This window comes from Amycolatopsis sp. NPDC059021, from assembly GCF_042739895.1.
Taxonomy (GTDB): domain Bacteria; phylum Actinomycetota; class Actinomycetes; order Mycobacteriales; family Pseudonocardiaceae; genus Amycolatopsis.
Genome location: NZ_JBHYIQ010000010.1, coordinates 150,429 through 171,287, shown reverse-complemented (window position 1 = coordinate 171,287; position 20,859 = coordinate 150,429). Strand labels below are relative to the sequence as shown.

Below are 20,859 nucleotides of genomic sequence, written 5' to 3'. Positions count from 1 at the left end.
GCGTTGGCCGCACCGAGGGACGCCCCCGTCGCGCTCAACGCACCCAGGGCGCCCCTCGGCACACCCGACCCGTGCACGGAAGTCCGGGCCGTAGACGGCGGAACGCCCCCGGTCCGAAGAACCGGGGGCGTTCCGTCAGCTGGTGCTCAGTGCTCACGCACCGCCGGACAGCTTCTCGCGGAGCGCCGCGAGCTGCTCGTCGCTGGCGAGCGTGCCGCCGCTCTTGGACTCGGCCGGAGCGGAGGTGTAGCTCTGGTCGCCACCCTCGATGCCGGTCGCGGCGTCCGCGGCGGCCTCGGCGTCGGCCTGGGCGGCCTTCGCGACCTGCTTCATGTGGGCCTCGTAGCGCGTGTGGGCCTCGGCGTACTGCCGCTCCCACTCCTCACGCTGCTTGTCGTAGCCCTCCTGCCACTCCTGCGTGTCCGGGTCGAAGCCTTCGGGGTAGATGTAGTTGCCCTCGGCGTCGTACTCGGCGGCCATGCCGTACTGGGTGGGGTCGAACTCGGTCTCCGGGGTGACGCCCTCGTTCGCCTGCTTCAGCGACAGCGAGATCCGGCGGCGCTCCAGGTCGATGTCGATGACCTTGACCATGACGTCGCCGTTGACCTGGACGACCTGCTCCGGGATCTCCACGTGGCGCTCGGCCAGCTCGGAGATGTGCACCAGGCCCTCGATGCCCTCCTCGACACGCACGAACGCGCCGAACGGGACGAGCTTGGTGACCTTGCCCGGCACGATCTGGCCGATCGCGTGGGTGCGGGCGAACTGGCGCCACGGGTCTTCCTGGGTCGCCTTCAGCGACAGCGAGACGCGCTCGCGGTCCATGTCGACGTCCAGGACCTCGACCGTGACCTCCTGGCCGACCTCGACGACCTCGGACGGGTGGTCGATGTGCTTCCAGGACAGCTCGGAGACGTGCACGAGGCCGTCGACGCCACCCAGGTCCACGAAGGCACCGAAGTTGACGATGGACGACACGACGCCCTTGCGGACCTGGCCCTTGGCGAGCGCGTTGAGGAACTCGCTGCGCACCTCGGACTGGGTCTGCTCGAGGTAGGCGCGGCGGGACAGGACGACGTTGTTGCGGTTCTTGTCCAGCTCGATGATCTTCGCCTCGAGCTCACGGCCGACATACGGCTGGAGGTCGCGCACGCGGCGCATCTCGACCAGCGAGGCGGGGAGGAAGCCGCGGAGCCCGATGTCCAGGATGAGGCCGCCCTTGACGACCTCGATGACGGTGCCCTTGACGGGCTCGTCCTTCTCCTTGAGCTCTTCGATCGTGCCCCAGGCGCGCTCGTACTGCGCGCGCTTCTTGGACAGGATCAGCCGGCCTTCCTTGTCCTCCTTCTGCAGGACAAGCGCTTCCACCTCGTCACCGACGCTGACAACCTCTGCCGGGTCGACATCGTGCTTGATGGACAGCTCACGCGAGGGGATGACGCCCTCGGTCTTGTACCCGATGTCGAGCAGGACCTCGTCGCGGTCGACCTTGACGATCGTGCCCTCGACGATGTCGCCATCGTTGAAGTACTTGATGGTCTTGTCGATCGCCGCGAGGAAGTCTTCCTCCGACCCGATGTCGTTGATGGCGACCTGCTGAGGCCCGGTGGGGGCGGTCGGGGCGGTGGCGGTGTCGGTGGTCATTAGGCGGGTTGCTCCGGTGGATGGGAAGTAGTGGGTGTGCAGTTTGATCGCGCCGCGGGCTCGGAAGCATGCGAAGACCCCATAAGCAAACGTCCACCAGTGAACGACCGCGGCATCTCCCGCAAACGGTGCGCGGCCCGATTCCCAGACGCTCGCTGAAGCGAACCTGAGCGGTAGGCAGCGCGAACCCACTGCGCTAACAGGTATCCTACGCGGCCCCCTGTAGGGGACACAATCAGGGTCCGTCCCCGCTCGCCGGACGGGCGTTAGGCTGTCGCCAGAGGCTCCCGAGCTGGGAGAACGTACTCGGGAAGGACTGGCTTGGAGCACGGAACCGCCCTCGGCGCGGAAGCGGCCGCCGAACTCCCGCCGGAGGACCGGCACGCACGCGCGGAGCAGCGTCTCGGCACGGCGGGGACAGCGTATCGGACGGTCGGTGGCGGCGAAGCCGCCGCGGCGAACCTCGCGTGGTGGGACGCCGACGCCGACGACTACCAGGCCACCCACGGCGAGTTCCTCGGCGACGCCGACTTCGTCTGGTGCCCGGAGGGGCTGCGCGAGGCGGACGCCAGGCTGCTCGGCGACGTCCGGGGACGCCGGGTGCTCGAGGTCGGCTGCGGGCAGGCGGCCTGCTCGCGCTGGCTGGCCGCCGAGGGCGCGCACGCGGTCGCGACCGACCTATCCGCCGGGATGCTCCGGCACGCTCGCGCCGGCAACGCGCGCACCGGCCTCGACGTCCCGCTCGTGCAGGCCAACGCCGAGCAGCTGCCCCTGGCGGACGCGAGCTTCGACATGGCCTGCTCGGCGTTCGGCGCGCTGCCGTTCGTGCCCTCGCTGGAGACGGTGTTCGCGGAGGTCCGCCGGGTCCTGCGGCCAGGGGCGCCGTGGGTGTTCTCGGTGACGCACCCGATGCGCTGGATCTTCCCGGACGATCCGGGGCCGCAGGGGCTGACGGTCACCCAGCCGTACTTCGACCGGACCCCGTACGTCGAGGTCGACGACGACGGCACCGCGACCTACGTCGAGTACCACCGGACGCTCGGCGACTACGTGCGCGCGCTGGCCGCCACCGGGTTCGCGCTGGACGATCTGCTCGAACCCGAGTGGCCGCCGGGGCACGAGCGCGTCTGGGGACAGTGGAGTCCGTTGCGGGGCAAGCTCTTCCCCGGCACCGCGATCTTCCGCACACGCCGGGACTGACCCCCGGTGGCGGCGCCGCGGCAGGTCTGGCACACGCGGTTCGCCGCGCTGGATCCCCTGCTGCGGCCGGTCCCGCTGCCCCGCGGTGTCCCGCTGGCGACCGGGCCGGATTTCGGCGTCCTCACCAGAACGGCCGTGGCACCGACGTCCTGGCAGGCCCTGTGGGGCGCTTCGGTGACTTACCGGCTGAGCGCGGTCCCCGGCGCGGACGCCGTCGGCGGCATGCGCGCGCTGCTCGAGGCCTGGGAGGCGCGGCGGCCCGGCGATCCGGAGCGCGACAGCGTGCGCGTGGTGACCTGGCCGAGCCGGGACCTCGCGATCGCGGAAGTGTTGCTGGCCAAGGGATTCGTGCCGGAGATCGTGCTGGCGGTGCGGAGGTCCGCGCCGTCTCCCTGCCATCGCGTCCCCGGCGTCGGCGTGCGCGCCGCCCGCGAGGCCGACATCGAGGAGATCGTCGCGCTGCGGCTCGCGGAACTGGAGTACGCCGCGCTGGTCGGGCCGAGTGTGCGGCGGCCCGGCGCGGCGGCGTTGCTGGCCACGGAAACGCGGCGCGGCCTGCGGTTCGGGGCCCGTGTCCTGATCGCCGACCGCGACGGCGTCGCCGCCGGGCTGGTCGCGTTCGGCGGTTCCGGCGGGACGCCGTCCGGCGGCGACGGCAGGCTTCCGGAAGGACGCTGGGGACACCTCGGCACCCTCGCGGTGTCCCCCGCCGGGCGCGGCCACGGAATCGGCAGGACACTGGCGGCCGCGGCGCATCGCGAACTGGATTTGCCGGGGGTGCGGGGTACGTTCCTCTACTACCACCCGGCCAACCCGCTTTCGACGGTGTTCTGGCACCGGCAGGGCTATCGTCCACTGTGGACGACCTGGGCCCGGCGGCACCAGGCGGGGTGACCGGCGAGCGAGGGGGAACCATGGAGATCACCGAAGAACTCTTCGCCGCGCACCGCGCCCGGCTGGCCGCGCTCGACCCGCTGCTGCCCCGCGCGGCGCCACCGGCCGCCGGCGAGCGGCTCGACGCGGCGACCGCGGGCGGCGGCCGGGTCACCGGCGTGCTGCAACGGCAGCGCCACGGGCCGGACGACGTGCCGATGCTGTGGTCGGCCGCCGACACCTGGCAGCTGTTCCCGTACTTCGGCGACACCGGCACCGAAGGCGTCGACCTGCTCCTGCGTGCCTGGCGGGCGCGGCTGGACGGCGAGCGGCTCGGCGAGGACTCCGCGTGCGTCGTCAACTGGCCCAGCCGGGACGCGGAAGCCATCCGGGCGTTCCTCGACCACGGGATGGTGCCGCTGACCGCGCTGGCGGTCCGCACCGAGACTCCGGTGCCGGCCCCGGCGGACGGCGTCCACGTCCGGCGGGCCACGACGGCGGACTTCGACAGCACGCTGGCGCTGGCCGAGGCGACCTTCGTGTACACAGGGCTGGTCGCCACGCGACGGCGGCCCAACACGGCCGCGCTGCTCGCCCCGGCGCTGCGGGAGGATCTCAGCCAGGAACGTCCCGCGGTCTGGCTCGCCGAACGCGACGGCGCCCCGGTGGCCTACGCGCAGTGCTCCTGGGTGGACGCCACCGCGGGCATGCCGGGGTCGGAGCTGCTGCCGCCGGGGCTCTGGGGCTACGTCAACAACGTCGTGACCGCGCCGGAGCATCGCGGCACCGGGGTCGGCCGCGTGCTGATGGCCAGGGTGCACGCGGTCTTCCACGACGAGGGCGCGACCGGGACGTACCTCTACTACAACCCGACCAACCCCCTCTCCTCGGTGTTCTGGCACCGGCAGGGTTATCGTCCACTGTGGACGTCGTGGGAGGTGCATCCCGCTTCCGCGTTGCGCTGATCCGGCGCCCATCGGTCCGGTTTGCGATGATTGCCCGCACCAAGGTCACCCGTGAGTGTGACGTGCGCCGGGCGATGTTGCCGTCCTCCCGGGCGGAGGTCTACGTTTTTGAACTGACCGGTCAGTTCAAAAGTGATCCCGACGCTGGAGTTCCCGTGCAGGTTCGAGCCGACAGGGTGTCCCTAGAAGGGCCCCACGGCACGCTGTTACCCCCCACCTCGCTGACCGTCCAGGCCGGGGAGCTGGCCCTCGTGCACGGCGAGCCGGGGGTCGGCGTCACCGCCTTCGGCCTCGCGCTCGCCGGGCGGCTCAAGCCGAGCACCGGCACGGTGACCGTCAACCACGCCGCCGACGCCGTCGGTGATCTTCGCAAGATCGTCGCGGTGGTCGACGCGCCGGGGGTCAGCGAACCGGACGGCGCACTCGTGCTGCGCGTCGTCGTCGGCGAGGAACTGGCGCTGGCGCACCGCCCGGCCGCCAAGACCGACGTCGCGCGCTGGCTGACCCAGCACGACGCGGCCGCGTTCGCCGGCACCCGCTTCGAGAACCTCGAACCGGCGCTGCGCACCAGGCTGCTCACCGAACTGGCCGCCGAGCGCGAAGGTGTGCGCCTGCTCGTCCTCGACACGCCGGACCGGCACACCAGCGACGTCGGCAGCTGGGCGCGGCTCGCCCGCGAGCACGCCGAGCGCGGGCTCGCCGTCGTGGTGCTGACCGCGACGACGCCGGATTCGGCCCTCCCCCACCCGCCGGCCCGCATCGGGTCGGCCGACCAGCCCGAACCACAACGGTGCTCGCCCGGCCCGGAAACCGCCGAGCTGAGCGCCGAAGGAGATCAGGAATGACTTCCCGCCCGAGCGGCACGAGCGCGTTCCGCATCGCCGCCAACGAACTACGCAGGCTGACGGCGGGCACCTTGCCCAAGCTGGCGATGGCCGCGCTGGTGCTGGTGCCGCTGCTGTACGCGTCCTTCTACCTGTACGCCAACTACGACCCGTACGGCCGTCTCGACAAGCTTCCCGCCGCCGTCTACACGAGTGACGCGGGCGCGAAGGACGCGTCGGGCAAGGATCGCAACGTCGGCCGCGAGGTGACCGACGAACTCGTCAACTCGCATACGTTCCAATGGCACGAGGTCTCGCAGGACGAAGCGGCGAAGGGGGTGAAGGACGGCAAGTACTCGTTCGTCATCGGCATCCCGCACGACTTCTCCGCGGCGCTGCTCTCGGTCGGCAACTTCCAGCCGCAGCAGGCCACGATCACGCTGACCACCAACGACTCCAACAACTATCTGTCCGGCACGATCGCCAAACAGGTGGCCGAACAGGTCAGGAAGACGATCGCGGAGAAGGTCGGCAGCGAGGCCGCGGACCGGTTCCTGGTCGGGTTCTCCACGATCTACGGCAAGATCGCCGAGGCGTCCGACGGAGCCAGGCAACTCGCCGACGGGGCCGCGAGACTGCGGGGCGGGCAGCAGGAGCTGGCCACCGGCGCGAACCAGCTCGCGACCGGGAGCGGCACCCTCGCGAACGGGCTCGGCACCCTGAAGTCCAGTACGACTTCCCTGCCGTCGCAGGCGAAACAGCTCGCCGACGGCGCGGGCCGGGTCGCCGACGGTGCCGGGCAGGTCGCCGACGGGAACCAGAAGGTCGCCGACGCCGCCGCCCTCGCCGCGGGCGCGTCGGGCGACATCCAGACCAAGCTCAACGGCTACCGCACCCAGCTCGCCCAGGATCTGCGGAACGCGGGTGTGCCCGAGGCGAAGGTGCAGGAGATCGTCGCCAAGGCCGACCAGCTGCGCTCCCCCGTCGACCAGGCGAACACCAAGATCCAGGGCGCGAACGGCGAACTCGCGAAGCTCGCCGCCGGGTCCCGGCAGGTGTCCAACGGCGCGCAGCAGGTGTCCAGTGGCGCCCAGCAGCTTTCGACCGCCGCGCCACAACTCGCGAATGGCATCGCGCAGGCCTCCGACGGCGCGAACCAGCTGCGCGACGGCGCCGCGAAGCTCAACGACGGCGAGAAGACCGCGCTCGACGGCACGAACCAGCTCGCCGACGGCTCGGCGAAACTGCGGGACGGGCTCGCCGCCGGGCTGAAGCAGATCCCGAACCCGGACGACCCGACGCGTTCGGCGACGGCCAACACCATCGCCGACCCGGTGGCCGTGACGTCCAACGGCGTCGCCTCGGCGGGCACCTACGGCGCGGGGCTGGCCCCGTTCTTCATCGCGCTCGCCACCTGGATCGGCGCGTTCGTGCTGTTCCTGCTGCTGCGGCCGCTGTCGACCCGCGCGCTCACCGCGGGCGCGTCACCGCTGCGGGTGGCGATCGGCGGCTGGCTGTCCTCGGCGCTGCTCGGGATCGCGCAGGTGATCGTGCTGTTCGGCGCGGTGACCTGGCTGGTCGGCATCCACGTCGCGCATCCGCTCGGCGCGATCGGGTTCGCCATCCTCGTCTCGCTCGCCTTCACCTCGGTGGTGCACGCGCTCAACGCGTTCTTCGGCGCGGTCGGGAAGTTCCTCGGCCTGGTGCTGCTGGTGCTCCAGCTGGTCAGTGCCGGCGGCACGTTCCCGTGGCAGACGATCCCGGACGCGCTGTATCCGCTGCACGTGGTGCTGCCGATGAGCTACGCGATCGACGGGTTCCGGCATCTGCTCTACACCGGTGCGTCGATGCGGATCCTCGGTGACATCGGGGTACTGGTGGCCTATCTGGTCGGCGGGATCCTGCTGTCCACTTTGGCCGCCCGCAAACGTCGCATGTGGACGGTGTCGGCGCTGAAACCCGAGCTGTCCCTGTGAGTCCCCGCGCCAAGGCGACCAAGCAGAAGCTCTTCGAGGCCACGCTGCGGCTCTCGGCGAGCCAGGGCCTTGTCGGTCTCACCGTGGACGACATCGCCGCCGAAGCGGGCGTGGCCAAGGGCACCGTCTACTACAACTTCGGCAGCAAGGACGGGCTCGTCGACGGGCTGCTGCGGTACGGCGTCGATCTGCTGGCCGGCCGGCTGCGGGCCGAGATCTCGGACGCCGACCCGCTGGACGTCGTCGAGGCGCAGGTGGACACCACGCTGGAGTTCATCCAGCAGTACCCGGGTTTCTCACAGATCCTGGTCAGCGAACTGTGGCGGACCCCCGGCCAGTGGCACGACACGCTGTCGCTGCTGCGCGAGGAGATCATCTCCATCGTCAAACAGCAGCTGCAGCGACTGGACGAAGCGGGGCGGCTGCCCGACGGCGTGCAGATCCCGACCGCGGCGGCGGGACTGTTCGGCACCATGCTCGTGGTGGCGCTCGACTGGCAGGTCTTCCAGCCGAAGCGCACCAGGGCCGACGTCCGGGACTCCGTCATGGTCCTCATCCGCGGCCTCGGCAGGTAGCCGAGGCCGCGGCGGCGTCACTCGCGGGTGAGGATGTTGTCGGCGAGGCTGGTGCGCGCGACCTTCCGCGCGGGCAGCCGGATCGACAACAGTCCGATGAGGACGGTCACCGCGAGGATGCCGAGGTACACCAGCGGCGGCCCAGCTGGCAGCGGCGATCCGGTGAAGTTGAAGCTGAGGAAAGCCAGCGGCAGCACCGGAAGGGCCGAGCCGAGCACCGCCGCGATGGCCACCACGATCCAGGATTCGACCCGGATCATCCGCAGGACCTGCCGCCGGGTGCCACCGACCAGCCGCAGAAGCGTCAGCTCGCGGCTCCGGTCCAGCGTCGCGGTCACCAGGGTGTTGACCACCGACAGCGCGACGTAGAGCAGGATGACGCCGAGCAGGATCCGGTTGAGCCAGTCGTTCGCCTGCTGCTGCCCGTCGGTGGCGACGGTGAGCGAATGCCGGTCCGCGACAGCGAGCCCCGGGAAGGTTCCGCCCAGCGCCCGCAGGCCCTGTTCGACCGCGGCGCGGTCGGCGGTTCCTTCCGTGCTGACGAGCACCGATCCGGCCGTGCGGGTGGTGGTGTGCGGGAGCAGGGTGTCCTGCGGCAGCAGCATGTCGCCGTAGCCGAGGTTGTTCTCGAACACCGCGACGAGCCGCGGACTGACGCGGGTGCGATCGCCGAGGTACATGTCGACCTTGTCCCCGATGTGCTTGCCCTGCCAGGAAGCCTGGAATTCGCTCAGTGCCACGGTGTCCCCGCGCAGATCATCGAACCTGCCTTGCTTCACCGCCAGCGAGAGCGTGCCGGCGAGCTGCCCGGCGTCGACACCGTTGGCCTTGACCCGGGTGATCGGTTCCGACGAGGCATCGTGATCGAGCACGAGGGCTTCGCTGCCGATCAGCGGTGTCGCGGCGCGCACCCCGGGCACCGACCGCGCGGCGGCGGCCACGTCCACCGGCACCCCCGCCGGGGCGGTGAGCACGAAATCGGCCGTCGTGGCAGCGCGTGCCTGCTGCTGGACAGCGTCGGCGAGCGTGGTCTGGCTGTAGAACATGGTGACCGAGAAGCCGAGGGTGAGCACCAGCGGGGTCACCGCGGCCGCCAGCCGCCGCGAGTTCGCCATGCTGTTGCGCGCGGCGAGATACGGCGCGGTGCCACCCGAACCCAGCAGGAGCCTGCCGATGACCCGGGTCGCCCTCGACATCAGTGCCGGGCCGAGCAGCCCGACGCCGATCACCGCGAACAGCGAGGACGTCACGGCGGGCACCACGGCCAGCTGGCCGGACAGCACGAGGGTCGCGGTCACCCCGGTGCCCGCCAGCAGGAGCATCACCTGGCCGGTGATCATGCGCCCACGGCCGAGCTTCGCCTTTTCCACCGCGGCTTCACCGAGCGCCTCGATCGGCTTGACCTTCAGCATCCGTCTGGCCGAGGTCCACGCGGCCAGCCACGCGGCGCCGACGCACAACACGACCGACGCCGCCATCGGCACCGGGCTGATCGACAGCTCGAACCCTTCGGGAATCACGCCGATCTTCACGAAGACGTCCCGGATCCCGTACGCGGCGTAGATGCCGGGCCAGATCCCGAGGAGGGCCCCAAGACCGGACACGAGTGTCGTCTCGATGCCGATGAGCCGCCGCACCTGCCCCGGGGTCGCCGCGATGGCGCGCAGCAACGCGATCTCCCTGCGTCGCTGGTTCAGCACCAGCGCGAGCGTGCTCGCGGTCACGAAGATCACGATCATGAGCACGAATCCGGAGAACGAACTGGAGACGAGCATCAGGATCTGCCGCGACTGCGCTCCGTCCGGCGACTCGGCCTCACCCCGCTCCGATCCCGAGTGGACGGCCACGTTCCCGTTGTCCCGCAATGCCTTCTCGACCCGATCGGCGAGTTCGGACGAGTCACCGAACACCCCGATCGCGGCGAGCTTGCCCGGGTCCGCGGACAGCGACCTGGCGACGTCGTCGGTGAAGAACACCGCCGACTGACGATCCAATCCGTCCTTTCCGGACGGTGCGGCGACACCGCTCACGTGGTAGGCCACCGGTTGCGCGTGCACCGAGATCCGTACGGTCCCACCGACCGAAACCCCCGCGCGCCGCGCGAGTTCGGCGTCCAGCACCACATCCCGCGGCCCGGCGGGCGCGCTGCCCGCCCGCACGGTGAACGGAGTCAGCTCGGCGCTGCCCCAGCCGTGCCCGAGCGAGTGGCCGCCGTCCGCGCCGGACAGCACCCGGCCGTCCGGCGCCACCACGGTCGCCGGAAAGCTCACCTCCCCGACCACCTTGGTCACCCCGGGAATCCCCGCCACGGTGCCGAGCAGGTTCGCGTCGACCGGCACCTTCTCCGCCAGCTGCTCGGTCCTGCTCTCGGCCTCCTTCGTGTTCGTCTTCGCGGTCACCGACTGGTTGCCGCCGACCACCACCGGCGCGGCGGCGTAGCGCTGCGCGGGCACGCCGCCGAACAGACCGGACTCCAGCAGTACCCCGCACGCGGTGAACAGCACCGCGCCACCGAACAACGCGAGGAACGACGCGACGAACGCGGCCTTACGGGCGCGAATCGTCGCCCATGCCAAGGACAGCATCGCGGTCACCACTCCCCGAGCGTGGTCATCCGCGCGGCCACTTGCTCAGGAGTCGGCGACGGCATCTCCTCGACGAACCGGCCGTCGGCGAGGAACAGCACGCTGTGCGCGTGGGCCGCCGCCACCGGGTCGTGGGTGACCATCACCACGGTCTGGCCGAATTCGTCGACGAGCCTGCGCAGCAGTTCCAGCACCTCCGCGCCGGTCCGCATGTCCAGCGCGCCGGTCGGCTCGTCGGCGAAGACCACCTCGGGCCGGGAGACGAGCGCCCTCGCCACGGCCACCCGCTGCTGCTGGCCGCCGGAGAGTTGGGCCGGTCTGCGCTGCAAATGCTGGTCGAGACCCACCCGGCCGACGATCTCCCGCAACCACGCGGCATCGGCGCCGCGCCCGGCGAACCGCAGCGGCAGGGTGATGTTGTCCAAAACGGACAGTGACGGCACCAGGTTGTAAGCCTGGAAGATGAAACCGATCCGGTCCCGGCGCAGCACCGTCAGCGCTTTCTCCTTGAGCTTCGACAGCTCGGTCTCACCCAGCCGCACCGAGCCCGACGTCGGCCGGTCGAGACCGGCGGCGCAGTGCAGGAACGTGCTCTTGCCCGAGCCGGACGGCCCCATCACCGCGGTGAACCGGCCTCGCCGCAGCTGCAGCGAAACCCCGCGCAGAGCCGTCACGGCACCGTCCCCCGTGCCGTAGACCTTGGTCACACCGTCCAGCCGGACCGCGTGATCCTGGCCGACCATCGACTCCGATCGTGTGTACACCACTGATTTCCCCACTCCTGTCCGCCCGTGGCCCTCAACGTAGCCAAAGGTAGGTTCTGCGGAAGGGTGTGGGACATCCCGCGGAATACCGGATCCGTGGTAGAGCCCGCTCCACCATCTACACCAGGAGGGGTGATGGGCCGGGCACTGACCAGGGTGTGGCCACCGTTCCGTTCGCTGGCGGTCGGCTTCGTCACCTCGATGGTGTCGTGGCTCGTGCTGTGCGTGCTGCTGGCCTGCGCGCTGATGGTGATCACGCTGCCGCTGCTGCCGCTGCTGATGACGGGGATTCGCAAGCTGATCTCGTTCGAGCGGCGGCGGATCGCCCGGTACACCGGCGTCGACGTCCCGGAGCACTACCAGGAACTGACCGGGCCGATCGTGGGGCAGATCACCACCGTGCTCTCCGATCCGGCGACCCGTCGTGACCTGCTGTGGCTGCTCGTGCACGCGGTGTCCGGGCTCGCGGTGGGCATGGTCTCGGTCGGCTTGCCCTGCTCGGCCGTGCAGAACGTCGTCATCTCGCTCATCTGGTGGCTGGTTCCCGGCGGGATGCGGAGTTCGTTCGACCTGCCCGTCGGCTCGTGGCCCGCCGCGCTGCTCAACCTCGGCATCGCGGCTGCGGCGGCGCTGGTGTCCTGGTTGGTGCTGCCCCCGCTGGCCGACGGTGAGGCCCGGCTGGCGCGGAAGCTCCTGGCCCCGCCACGGGCGAGCATGGCCCAGCGGGTGGCCGAACTGACCGCGACGCGGGCGGCCGCGCTGGAAGCCCACGGCGCCGAACTCCGCCGTATCGAACGGGATCTGCACGACGGCACGCAGAACCGGCTGGTCGCCGTGGTGATGATGCTCGGCATCGCGGAACGCGGGCTGCGGCGCGACCCGGCGTCGGCGCTGCCGCTGGTGCTCAAGGCACAGAACGCCGCGTCGGACGCGATCGCCGAACTCCGCGACGTCGTCCGCAGCATCCACCCGCCGGTGCTGGAGGACCGCGGCCTCGACGGCGCGGTCGACGCGCTGGCCGCTCGCAGCCCGATTCCGTGCACTGTGGACGTCGAGGGGCTGCGACGGCTGCCGGCGGCGGTCGAAGCCGCCGCGTACTTCGTCGTCGCCGAGGCGCTGACCAATGTGGCCAAGCACAGCGGCGCGGAACACGCGTCGGTGCGCCTCGTGGTCCGGGGCGATGTCCTCACGGTGGAGATCACCGACGACGGCCACGGCGGGGCCGACGAGGACGGCGGCACCGGGTTGAACGGGATCCGCCGTCGCGTCGAAGCGTTCGACGGGCACACTGAGCTGTCCAGTCCGGTGGGCGGGCCGACCGTGCTGCGCGCGGTCCTGCCCACCGGGGCCTGAGGAAAGGAAACCACTGCCGTCATGCGGATCGCGATCGCCGAGGACGACGCCCTGCTCCGCGAGGGACTCGTGTTGTTGCTGGGCACTGAAGGTTTCGAGGTGACCGCGGCGGTCGACAACGCCGAGGACCTGCTGACCGCCGTCGACGCCGACCCGCCGGACGTGATCGTGGTCGACGTCCGGATGCCGCCGACCTTCACCGACGAGGGCCTGCGTGCCGCCGTGGAGGCCCGCCGCCGTCATCCGGCGCTGGCGGTGCTGGTGCTCTCGGCGTACGTCGAGGACAGTTACGCCGGGGAGCTGCTGGCCGGTGCCGGGACCGGCGGCGGCGTCGGCTACCTGCTGAAGGAGCGGGTCGGGAAGGTCGCGGACTTCCTGGAGTCGCTGAACCGGGTGGCCGCCGGGGGCGCGGCGATGGACCCCGAGGTCGTCGCGCAGCTGCTGGTGCGCCGCAAGGCCGACGACCCGATCCGCACGCTCACCCCGCGCGAACGGGAGGTGCTCTCGCTGATGGCCGAGGGGCATTCCAACGCCACCATCGGGGAACTGCTCGTCATCGGCGCGGGCGCGGTGCACAAGCACATCGGCAACATCTTCGCCAAACTGGGCCTGCCCAGCACCGACGGCGCCGGGCACCGCCGGGTGCAGGCCGTGCTGACCTACCTCCGCGCGTAGCGCCGGTTTTCGTGGCTGGGTGCGTGCCACGCCCCCCATCCGCGACACGCACCCAGCCACGAAACGCGCCGGATCCCGCCCGGGATCACGGGACCCGGCGACGAACACATCGTCAGCGGCCGAGCGGGCAATCGACAACCCTTTTGGCTTCGCCTAAAATTTTGCGGGCGGAACAGCCGACGACATTGCCGGGAGCCGGGTGCTCAGAATCCATCTCACCGACGCGGATTTCGGCGGCACGCGGTTCGCCGAGAATCCGGCGCCGCTGCTGGATTCCGTGCTGGCACTGAGCGAACACCTGCGTGACCGTCCCGGCCGCTCCGCGGGGCTGCCCGCCGAAATCGGCCCGCTGTTGTCGATGGTGAACGCACAGGCACGCGGTCCCACCTTCCTCGATCCGCTCGTCGCGGACGCCGAGCACGGCTTCTCGCTGGTGGACGCGGCACCGCGCGCGGTGCTGCGGTCCGAACTGGCCCGGATCTGGCCGCCGGACCGCGCGATCCCGCTGTGGGTCCGGAATCTCGCCGACGGCGACGCCGAGGAACGGCGGCTGGTCAACCGGGCGTTGCGTGCCTGGTACCGGCGGGACGTCCTGCCCCGGCGGGATCGGCTCGACGCCGGTTTCCGCCAGGACATCGCCGTGCGGACGCCGGCGTTCCCGCAGCACGAAGCCGCGTCGGCGTTCGGTTCGCTGCATCCCGATCTCCGCTACCACGACGGCGTGCTGACGCTCCCGCATCCGAAGGAAATCGACATCACTCCGCGTGGCGCGGGAATCGAGCTGATGCCTTCGGCCGTGTGGTCCGGCCGCCCGCTGTTCACGAACCCCTGGCGTGACACGGACCGGCACGTCCTGATCTATCCCGTCCGTCCCGCCTTCGACGTCATCGGCCGCCGTCCGGCGGGCGCGCTGGCCAGGCTGCTGGGACCGACCAGGGCCGCGGTCCTCGCGGCGCTGCGGCAGCCCCGTACGACCGGCGAGCTCGCGCGGCTGGCCGGCATCAGCGCGCCCTCGGCCTCTCAGCACACCGCCGCGCTGCGCGACGCCGGGCTCGTCGCCAGCAGGCGCACCGGCCGGAGCGTGCGGCACGAGCTGACCTCGCTCGGTGCCGCCCTCCTGGCCGCCAACGACGAGCCTGCGGCGGATCTCAGCCCTGGTGCTTCCCCCTGAGAGTGACCTCGAACCGGCGAATCGCGCCAGTTCGCGCACGCCCGCTCCGCACTGTCCACAAAGGATTTCCAGCCAGTCACCGCCGGAACGAGAAATCCCTACGAACGCCGGGTGCGGGAGCGGATGACGCGGCAATAAAATGCCGTGTCCCCGTTCCCCGGTAAGCCAGTTCACCTCGGCCCGGTTGATGTCTCGGCAGTTCGGCGGACTGAGTCGTGGGCGGCGAAGTGGAGTCCCGATGTCACGTCGCTTTTCTTGGACAAGCCTGTTCATCGCGTTGACCACGGCAATACTCGGACTGGTTCCCACGAGCGCCAGTGCGACGGCTGACGATGGTCCGGCCACCGCCATCGTCGGTGGCCGCCCAGCGAGCGAAGCGTATCCCTTCATGGTGTACGTCGGTGGTTGCACCGGATCGCTGATCAAGGCCACTTGGGCGATCACCGCCAAGCACTGCCCGACGCCGTCCTCGGTCCGGGTGGGCAGCAATGACCGCACCTCCGGCGGCACCGTCGTGCGCGTCGCCCGCGGCGTCAGCGACCCCCGGGATGACGTGAAACTGCTGCAGCTGGCGAACCCGGTGTCGTACGCCCCCATTCCGGTCGCCACGGACTCGGGGCCGGCGGGCACCCCCACCCGGATCCTCGGCTGGGGCCAGACCTGTCCGCAGCCTGGTTGCGGCAGTGCTCCGCGGATGAACCAGGAACTGGACACCTCGATCGTCGCGGATCAGCAGTGCGGTACCGGAGCGACCGAGATCTGCACCGACAACCCGAACAACGGTGGTGACTGCTACGGCGACTCCGGTGGCCCGCAGATCAAGAAGGTGAACGGTGTCTGGCAGCAGATCGGCACCGACAGTGCGGGAACCACCGACAACTGTGGTGAGGGACCGTCGATCTACGTCGATATCGCCAGCAGCCCTGTGCGTACCTGGATCAGCCAACAGGTAGGCGGGCTCTGAGCACGAGGAGCGGAAGGGGACTTTCCTCTCGCGGGGCGAGACGAAGGTCCCCTTCGCCTCGCTAGTGCGCGGCCTCGTTCCAGGAGCGGCCGTAGCCGACGGAAACCTCCAGCGGTACGGCGAGCGCGTAAGCCGAGCCCATCCCCTCCCGCACGAGCTTTTCGAGTTCGTCGCGCTCGCCTTCGGCGACCTCGAGCACCAGTTCGTCGTGTACCTGGAGCAGCACCCGGCTGCGGAGCTTCGCCTCGACCAGCGCGCGGTGCACGTTGAGCATGGCGACCTTGATGATGTCCGCCGCGCTGCCCTGGATGGGCGCGTTCAGCGCCATCCGCTCAGCCATCTCCCGCCGCTGCCGGTTGTCGCTGTTGAGGTCCGGCAGGTAGCGGCGGCGCCCGAAGATCGTCTCGGTGTAGCCGACCTTCGCGGCCTCGCCCACCACCGAATGCAGATAGTCCCGCACGCCGCCGAACCGGGCGAAGTACGCGTCCATCTGTGCCTTGGCCTCCTCGGTGGAGATCCGCAGCTGTGAGGAGAGCCCGTAGGCCGACAAGCCGTACGCCAGGCCGTACGACATCGCCTTGACGCGGTAGCGCAGCTCGGGCGTGATCTCCTCCGGCGGCAGCGAGAACGCCCGCGACGCCACGAACGTGTGCAGGTCCTCGCCGCTGTTGAAGGCCTCGATCAGCCCCTCGTCCTGCGACAGGTGCGCCATGATCCGCATCTCGATCTGGCTGTAGTCCGCGGTCATCAGCTCCGCGTAACCCTCGCCCACGACGAACGCGTCCCGGATGCGACGGCCTTCCTCGGTGCGCACCGGGATGTTCTGCAGGTTCGGGTCCACAGAGGACAGTCGCCCGGTCGCGGCGATGGTCTGCTGCAGCGTGGTGTGGATCCGGCCGTCGTCGGCGACGGACTTGATCAGTCCCTCGACCGTGGTCCGCAGCTTCGTGGCGTCCCGGTGCTCGAGCAGGTGCTGCAGGAACGGGTGCTCGGTCTTCTCGAACAGGCCCTGCAGCGCCTCGGCGTCGGTGGTGTAGCCGGTCTTGGTGCGCTTGGTCTTCGGCATGCCCAGCTCGTCGAACAGCACGACCTGCAGCTGCTTCGGCGAGCCGAGGTTGATCTGCTTGCCGATCACCGCGTACGCCTCTTCGGCCGCCTGGGTCACCCGGCCGAGATAGTGCGCCTCCAGCTCGGTCAGCTGCTCGATGTCGACCGCGATCCCGGCGATCTCCAGCTCGGTGATGACCTCGAGCAGCGGCAGCTCCAGCTCCGCGAGCAGACCCGTGCCCCCGGTCTCCTCGACCTCCCTGGCCAGCGCCACCGACAGCTCGGCGATGGCCCGCGCCTTGACCAGCTCGTCGGTGATTTCCTTCTGCTCCAGGCCTTCGGCGCCGCCGTCGAGCAGCGACAGCTGACCGTCGTCGCCCGCGGCCTCGGACCGCAGCTCGCGCTGCAGGTACCGCAGCACCAGATCGTCCAGTTCGAAGGTGCGCTGGCCGGGCCGCACCAGGTACGCGGCCAGCGCGGTGTCCATCTCCAGCCCGGCGACGGTCCAGCCCCGCGCGCGCAGCGCGTGCAGCGGCACCTTGAGGTCGTGGCCGATCTTGCGGACCTGCGGATCCGCCAGCCATTCGGCGAGCGCCTTGTCATCGGCCTCGTCCATCCTGGTGACGTCGAGATACGCGCCCTCGCCGTCCGGCGCGGCGAAGGCGATCGCCTTCAGATCCGACCGGACCGAGGCACCGGTGGTACGGAAGGAGACCGCGACCGGCTTCTTTCCTTGCGCGTGCGCGGACAGCCAGCCGGCGAGCCCGCCCGGCGCGAGCGCGCTCCCGCTGACCTCGAATCCCTCGTCCGCCTCGGGCTCGGCGCTGCTGAGCGTCGCGAACAGCCGGTCACGCAGGACGCGGAACTCCAGCTCGTCGAAGATCCGGTGCACCGCTTCCCTGTCCCACGGGCGCAGTTCCAGACCGGACGGCCCGACCTCGAGTTCGACGTCGCGGATCAGCTCGGTGAGCTGCCGGTTGAGCGACACCGCCGTCAGGTGCGCCCGCAGCGCGTCACCGACCTTGCCCTTGACCTCGTCGACCCGGTCGATCAGCTCGCCGAGCGAGCCGAACTGGCGGATCCACTTCGCCGCTGTCTTCTCGCCGACGCCGGGGATGCTGGGCAGGTTGTCCGACGGGTCGCCCCGCAGCGCGGCGAAATCCGGGTACTGCTGGGGAGTGAGCCCGTACTTCTCCTCCACCGCGTCCGGCGTGAACCGGGTCATCTCCGACACCCCGCGCTTCGGGTAGAGCACGGTGACGTGCTCGTTGACCAGCTGCAGCGCGTCGCGGTCGCCAGTACAGATGAGCACGTCGAAATCGTCCGCGACCGCCTGGGTGGTGAGCGTGGCGATGATGTCGTCGGCCTCGTAGTTCTCCTTGGTCAGCGCCGGGATGTTCAGCACCCCGAGTACCTCTTCGACGAGGCCGACCTGCCCCTTGAACTCGTCCGGCGTCGTGCTGCGGTTGGCCTTGTAGTCCGCGTAGGCCTCCGAGCGGAAGGTCTTGCGGGACAGGTCGAAAGCGACGGCGAGGTGGGTGGGCGCCTCGTCGCGCAACAGGTTGATGAGCATCGAGGTGAACCCGAAGACCGCGTTCGTGACCTGCCCGGTCTTCGTGCGGAAGTTCTCCGCGGGCAGGGCGAAGAAGGCACGGTAGGCCATCGAATGGCCGTCGATGAGCAGCAGTTTCGGCCGCTCACCGGTGCCGGTGGTGGGTGTGACTTTTGCGACGGTCTGGTTCTCACTCGGGCTCACGGGAGCGAGTCTAGGCTGAGGGTCCGACACTCTTACGTGTCGCATGGGTATAGGAGCATTGTGTGACGAACCACCAGGGCAGCGAGGCCCGCCAGCCGTTCCAGGGCGTCGACCCCGCGGTCGCCGACCAGCAGCTCAACGACAAGATCGGGCTGGAGATCCTCGAGCTGACGCCCGAGCGCGTGGTCGGCACGATCCCGGTCAAGGGCAATCTGCAGCCGTACGGCCTGCTGCACGGCGGCGCGAACGCCGTGCTCGCCGAGGCGCTGGGCTCGACGGTGGCCGCGCTCAACGCCGGGGCCGACCGGGCCGCGGTCGGGCTGGAGCTGTCCTGCACCCACCACCGCGCCGTCCGCTCCGGGCTGGTCACCGGCGTCGCGACCCCGGTGCACGTCGGGCGGAGCAACATCACCGCGGAGATCGTGCTGACCGACGACCAGGGCCGCCGCACCTGCACCGCCCGCCTCACCTGCGCCGTACTGAGCGCCGCACCGGGTTCCTGACGCACACCGTTCGGGGAGGCCGAGTGGATCTGGACGTCGCGCAGGTCAGGGCGTTCGTCGTGACGGCGGACCTGCGGCACTTCAGCCGGGCCGCGGAGTCGCTGTTCCTCACCCAGCAGGCGCTGTCCAAGCGCATCCGCAAACTCGAGGACGCACTGTCCACGGCGTTGTTCGTCCGCTCGAACCGCGCGGTCGAGCTCACCGAGGACGGCGAGCGGTTCCTCCCCCACGCGCGCGAGCTGATCCGCGCGGCCGACGCCGCCGTCGCGGCCATGCACGCCGAGGAGCGACCGCTCCGCCTGCACGTCATCGATCCGCGGCTCTCCCCGATGTTCCTGCTGCGCAGGCTCGCCGAGCGCGAACCCGGCCTGCGCATCGACCGGGTCGGCGGGCCGGGTCTCGTGAGCGCGGTCGACCCGCTGCTGCGGGGTGAGCTGGACGTCGCGTTCGGCCGGGTCAGCGGCTGCGGCCGGACGCTGCCGGACGAGCTGGAGCACCGGGTCGTCCGGCTCGAACCGCTGGTCGCGCTGCTCGCCCCGGAACATCCGCTCGCGGCGGGCGAGGTCGTGCGGCTGAGCGATCTGCGGGCCGAGGGGATCTGGCTCCCCCAGTTCGGCGGCCCCGCCGAATGGGTCTCCTACGTCCGAGAACTTTGTGCCGGCTTCGACGTGCCGATCGACGATTCCGGGGTCACCTACGACCTGCGGCATACGCTGGAGCAGACCCGCTACGGCAAGCTCCGGGTCACCCTCGCCGGAGCCGACATGGAACTCGCGCCCGACCTCGAACTGCGGGTGCTGCCCTTCGAGCCGTCCCCCTTGTTCCCGTGGTCGCTCGTCTGGCGCCGCGGCAAGCAGAGCCCCGGCCTGCGACGGTTGCTCGCGCTGGCCGGGCGCACCAGCCGTGAGGAGGACTGGTGCGCCCGCGACCCGGCCCATACCTGGCTGCCGCGCGCCGACACGGAAATGCTCACACGTTCAGGCGCCGCGCGAACCACTTCGTGAGCTCGGCGTCCACCACGCGGGCATGTTCGGTCTGCGGCGCCGCTTCGATTCCGGGTGCCTCGGCCAGTTCGTGCGCCATGCCGGGGATGATCACCTGCTCGCCCCGCTCCCCCAGCGCCTTGACCAGCGCCGCCGCGGGTTCGCGAATGGCGACGTCGTCCTGCTCGCCGATCACGAGCAGCACGTCGGCCTCGAGTTCGTCCGCCCGCAGCACGTAGTCGTAGCGCTCGGCGACCGCGCGCGAACGCTCGGACCAGTGGTAGACGACGTCGTACCGCCGCTCGTTCGCCGCGACGACGGGCGTCAGCTGGACCACCGGGTTCACCAGCGCCGCCGCGGCGATCGGGACCTCGCCGCGGGCCAGCACCTCCAGCGCGGCCGCACCGCCCGCCGAACCGCCGACGACCCCGATCGGGCCGTCCGCAATGGACAGACGGGAGCGCAGATCCGCCACCGCCGCCGGGAATTCCTTCGCCACCTGCTCGGTGACCGGCTCGACGACGTTGAGGACGTTGTCCTCGCTCGCGAGGCGGAAGAACTCCTCGTAGCCGCCGGGCGGCAGGCGGCGTCCGTGCATCGGGAGTCCGAAGTGGACACGCCAGGCGCGCAGGCCGCGCATCGGCACCGCGGCCGCCATCGCGACCTCGGTGCACGGCGGCGACATCATGTGCCAGGTGACGACCAGCGGCGCCGGGGCGTCACCCTCCGGCGGCAGTGCCACGAACGGCACGCCCGCCGCCTCGCCGACGACCTGTTCCTGCTGCTTGGTGGTCCCCATGGTCTGCCTCCCAGTACGCGGTTTTGCTTGCCCCATAAGCAAACCGCGCCCGCCGCCGCCCCGTCCAACAGCCTTTCCGGCGCCGATCACAACCACCGGTTGTACTGCCCCCGGAAAGCCGTGAAGGCCTCCTTCACAGCCTTGTGGGGGGGGGAAGTGGGGGGGGGGTTTTAAACAAAACCAACCCCCCACACCAGGTGCG

17 protein-coding genes are annotated in these 20,859 nt (G+C 70.6%); 12 read left to right on the top strand and 5 right to left on the bottom strand.

From position 1 onward, the window contains the following. Nucleotides 1-153: 153 nt before the first annotated feature. On the bottom strand, nt 154-1,644 hold the full coding sequence (rpsA, locus tag ACFWX1_RS08540; protein ID WP_378327103.1) for a 30S ribosomal protein S1: 1,491 nt from the start codon (nt 1,642-1,644) through the stop codon (nt 154-156). A 321-nt stretch (nt 1,645-1,965) separates the two neighbouring features. Here rpsA and ACFWX1_RS08535 point away from each other — a divergent pair, with 321 nt between their 5' ends. The 6 genes from ACFWX1_RS08535 to ACFWX1_RS08510 all read left to right on the top strand — a co-directional run bounded on the left by ACFWX1_RS08535 (nt 1,966) and on the right by ACFWX1_RS08510 (nt 8,057). Continuing rightward, a complete protein-coding gene (locus ACFWX1_RS08535) occupies nt 1,966-2,844 on the top strand; it encodes a class I SAM-dependent methyltransferase (protein WP_378385242.1) in 879 nt (292 codons plus the stop codon). 6 nt (nt 2,845-2,850) lie between these two features. Further along, on the top strand, nt 2,851-3,738 hold the full coding sequence (locus ACFWX1_RS08530) for a GNAT family N-acetyltransferase (protein ID WP_378385240.1): 888 nt from the start codon (nt 2,851-2,853) through the stop codon (nt 3,736-3,738). A 20-nt stretch (nt 3,739-3,758) separates the two neighbouring features. Further along, nucleotides 3,759-4,682, top strand: coding sequence for a GNAT family N-acetyltransferase (locus tag ACFWX1_RS08525; protein ID WP_378385238.1), 924 nt, complete (start codon nt 3,759-3,761; stop codon nt 4,680-4,682). A 155-nt stretch (nt 4,683-4,837) separates the two neighbouring features. Continuing rightward, a complete protein-coding gene (locus tag ACFWX1_RS08520; protein WP_378385236.1) occupies nt 4,838-5,527 on the top strand; it encodes an ABC transporter ATP-binding protein in 690 nt (229 codons plus the stop codon). Beyond that, nucleotides 5,524-7,482: a YhgE/Pip family protein gene (locus ACFWX1_RS08515; RefSeq protein WP_378385234.1), complete on the top strand. Its 1,959-nt coding sequence runs from the start codon at nt 5,524-5,526 to the stop codon at nt 7,480-7,482. The genes ACFWX1_RS08520 and ACFWX1_RS08515 overlap by 4 nt, the downstream gene beginning before the upstream one ends. After that, nucleotides 7,479-8,057, top strand: a complete 579-nt coding sequence (locus ACFWX1_RS08510; RefSeq protein WP_378327108.1) for a TetR/AcrR family transcriptional regulator — start codon at nt 7,479-7,481, stop codon at nt 8,055-8,057. Before ACFWX1_RS08515 ends, ACFWX1_RS08510 begins: the two co-directional genes overlap by 4 nt. Before the next feature lie 17 nt (nt 8,058-8,074). On the opposite strand, the gene ACFWX1_RS08505 is transcribed toward ACFWX1_RS08510, so the two are convergent. Together ACFWX1_RS08505 and ACFWX1_RS08500 are read right to left on the bottom strand one after the other, a co-directional pair. Beyond that, entirely contained in the window at nt 8,075-10,654 is a 2,580-nt protein-coding gene (locus tag ACFWX1_RS08505; protein ID WP_378385232.1) for an FtsX-like permease family protein, read from the bottom strand. Beyond that, nucleotides 10,648-11,385 carry an ABC transporter ATP-binding protein gene (locus ACFWX1_RS08500; RefSeq protein ID WP_378385246.1) on the bottom strand — a complete coding sequence of 246 codons (738 nt, stop codon included), beginning with the start codon at nt 11,383-11,385 and terminating at the stop codon, nt 10,648-10,650. The genes ACFWX1_RS08505 and ACFWX1_RS08500 overlap by 7 nt, the downstream gene beginning before the upstream one ends. 156 nt (nt 11,386-11,541) lie before the next feature. Here ACFWX1_RS08500 and ACFWX1_RS08495 point away from each other — a divergent pair, with 156 nt between their 5' ends. The 4 genes from ACFWX1_RS08495 (at nt 11,542) to ACFWX1_RS08480 (ending at nt 15,569) form a co-directional block, all read left to right on the top strand. After that, nucleotides 11,542-12,759 (top strand): sensor histidine kinase, encoded by a 1,218-nt coding sequence (locus ACFWX1_RS08495; protein WP_378385230.1) that lies wholly within the window; start codon nt 11,542-11,544, stop codon nt 12,757-12,759. A gap of 21 nt (nt 12,760-12,780) precedes the next feature. Then, nucleotides 12,781-13,434: a response regulator gene (locus ACFWX1_RS08490; RefSeq protein ID WP_378385228.1), complete on the top strand. Its 654-nt coding sequence runs from the start codon at nt 12,781-12,783 to the stop codon at nt 13,432-13,434. 199 nt (nt 13,435-13,633) lie between these two features. Then, entirely contained in the window at nt 13,634-14,605 is a 972-nt protein-coding gene (locus ACFWX1_RS08485; protein WP_378385226.1) for an ArsR/SmtB family transcription factor, read from the top strand. 238 nt (nt 14,606-14,843) lie between these two features. Continuing rightward, nucleotides 14,844-15,569, top strand: coding sequence for a S1 family peptidase (locus ACFWX1_RS08480; RefSeq protein WP_378385224.1), 726 nt, complete (start codon nt 14,844-14,846; stop codon nt 15,567-15,569). Between the two features lie 61 nt (nt 15,570-15,630). Here the strand turns inward: ACFWX1_RS08480 and polA are convergent, their stop codons facing one another. Further along, on the bottom strand, nt 15,631-18,372 hold the full coding sequence (gene polA, locus ACFWX1_RS08475; RefSeq protein WP_378385222.1) for a DNA polymerase I: 2,742 nt from the start codon (nt 18,370-18,372) through the stop codon (nt 15,631-15,633). A 62-nt stretch (nt 18,373-18,434) separates the two neighbouring features. Here polA and ACFWX1_RS08470 point away from each other — a divergent pair, with 62 nt between their 5' ends. Together ACFWX1_RS08470 and ACFWX1_RS08465 are read left to right on the top strand one after the other, a co-directional pair. Continuing rightward, a complete protein-coding gene (locus tag ACFWX1_RS08470; RefSeq protein WP_378385220.1) occupies nt 18,435-18,875 on the top strand; it encodes a PaaI family thioesterase in 441 nt (146 codons plus the stop codon). A gap of 23 nt (nt 18,876-18,898) precedes the next feature. Beyond that, nucleotides 18,899-19,879 carry a LysR family transcriptional regulator gene (locus ACFWX1_RS08465; protein ID WP_378385218.1) on the top strand — a complete coding sequence of 327 codons (981 nt, stop codon included), beginning with the start codon at nt 18,899-18,901 and terminating at the stop codon, nt 19,877-19,879. On the opposite strand, the gene ACFWX1_RS08460 is transcribed toward ACFWX1_RS08465, so the two are convergent. Continuing rightward, nucleotides 19,845-20,657, bottom strand: coding sequence for a prolyl oligopeptidase family serine peptidase (locus ACFWX1_RS08460; RefSeq protein WP_378385216.1), 813 nt, complete (start codon nt 20,655-20,657; stop codon nt 19,845-19,847). The genes ACFWX1_RS08465 and ACFWX1_RS08460 overlap by 35 nt on opposite strands. Between the last annotated feature and the right edge of the window lie 202 nt (nt 20,658-20,859).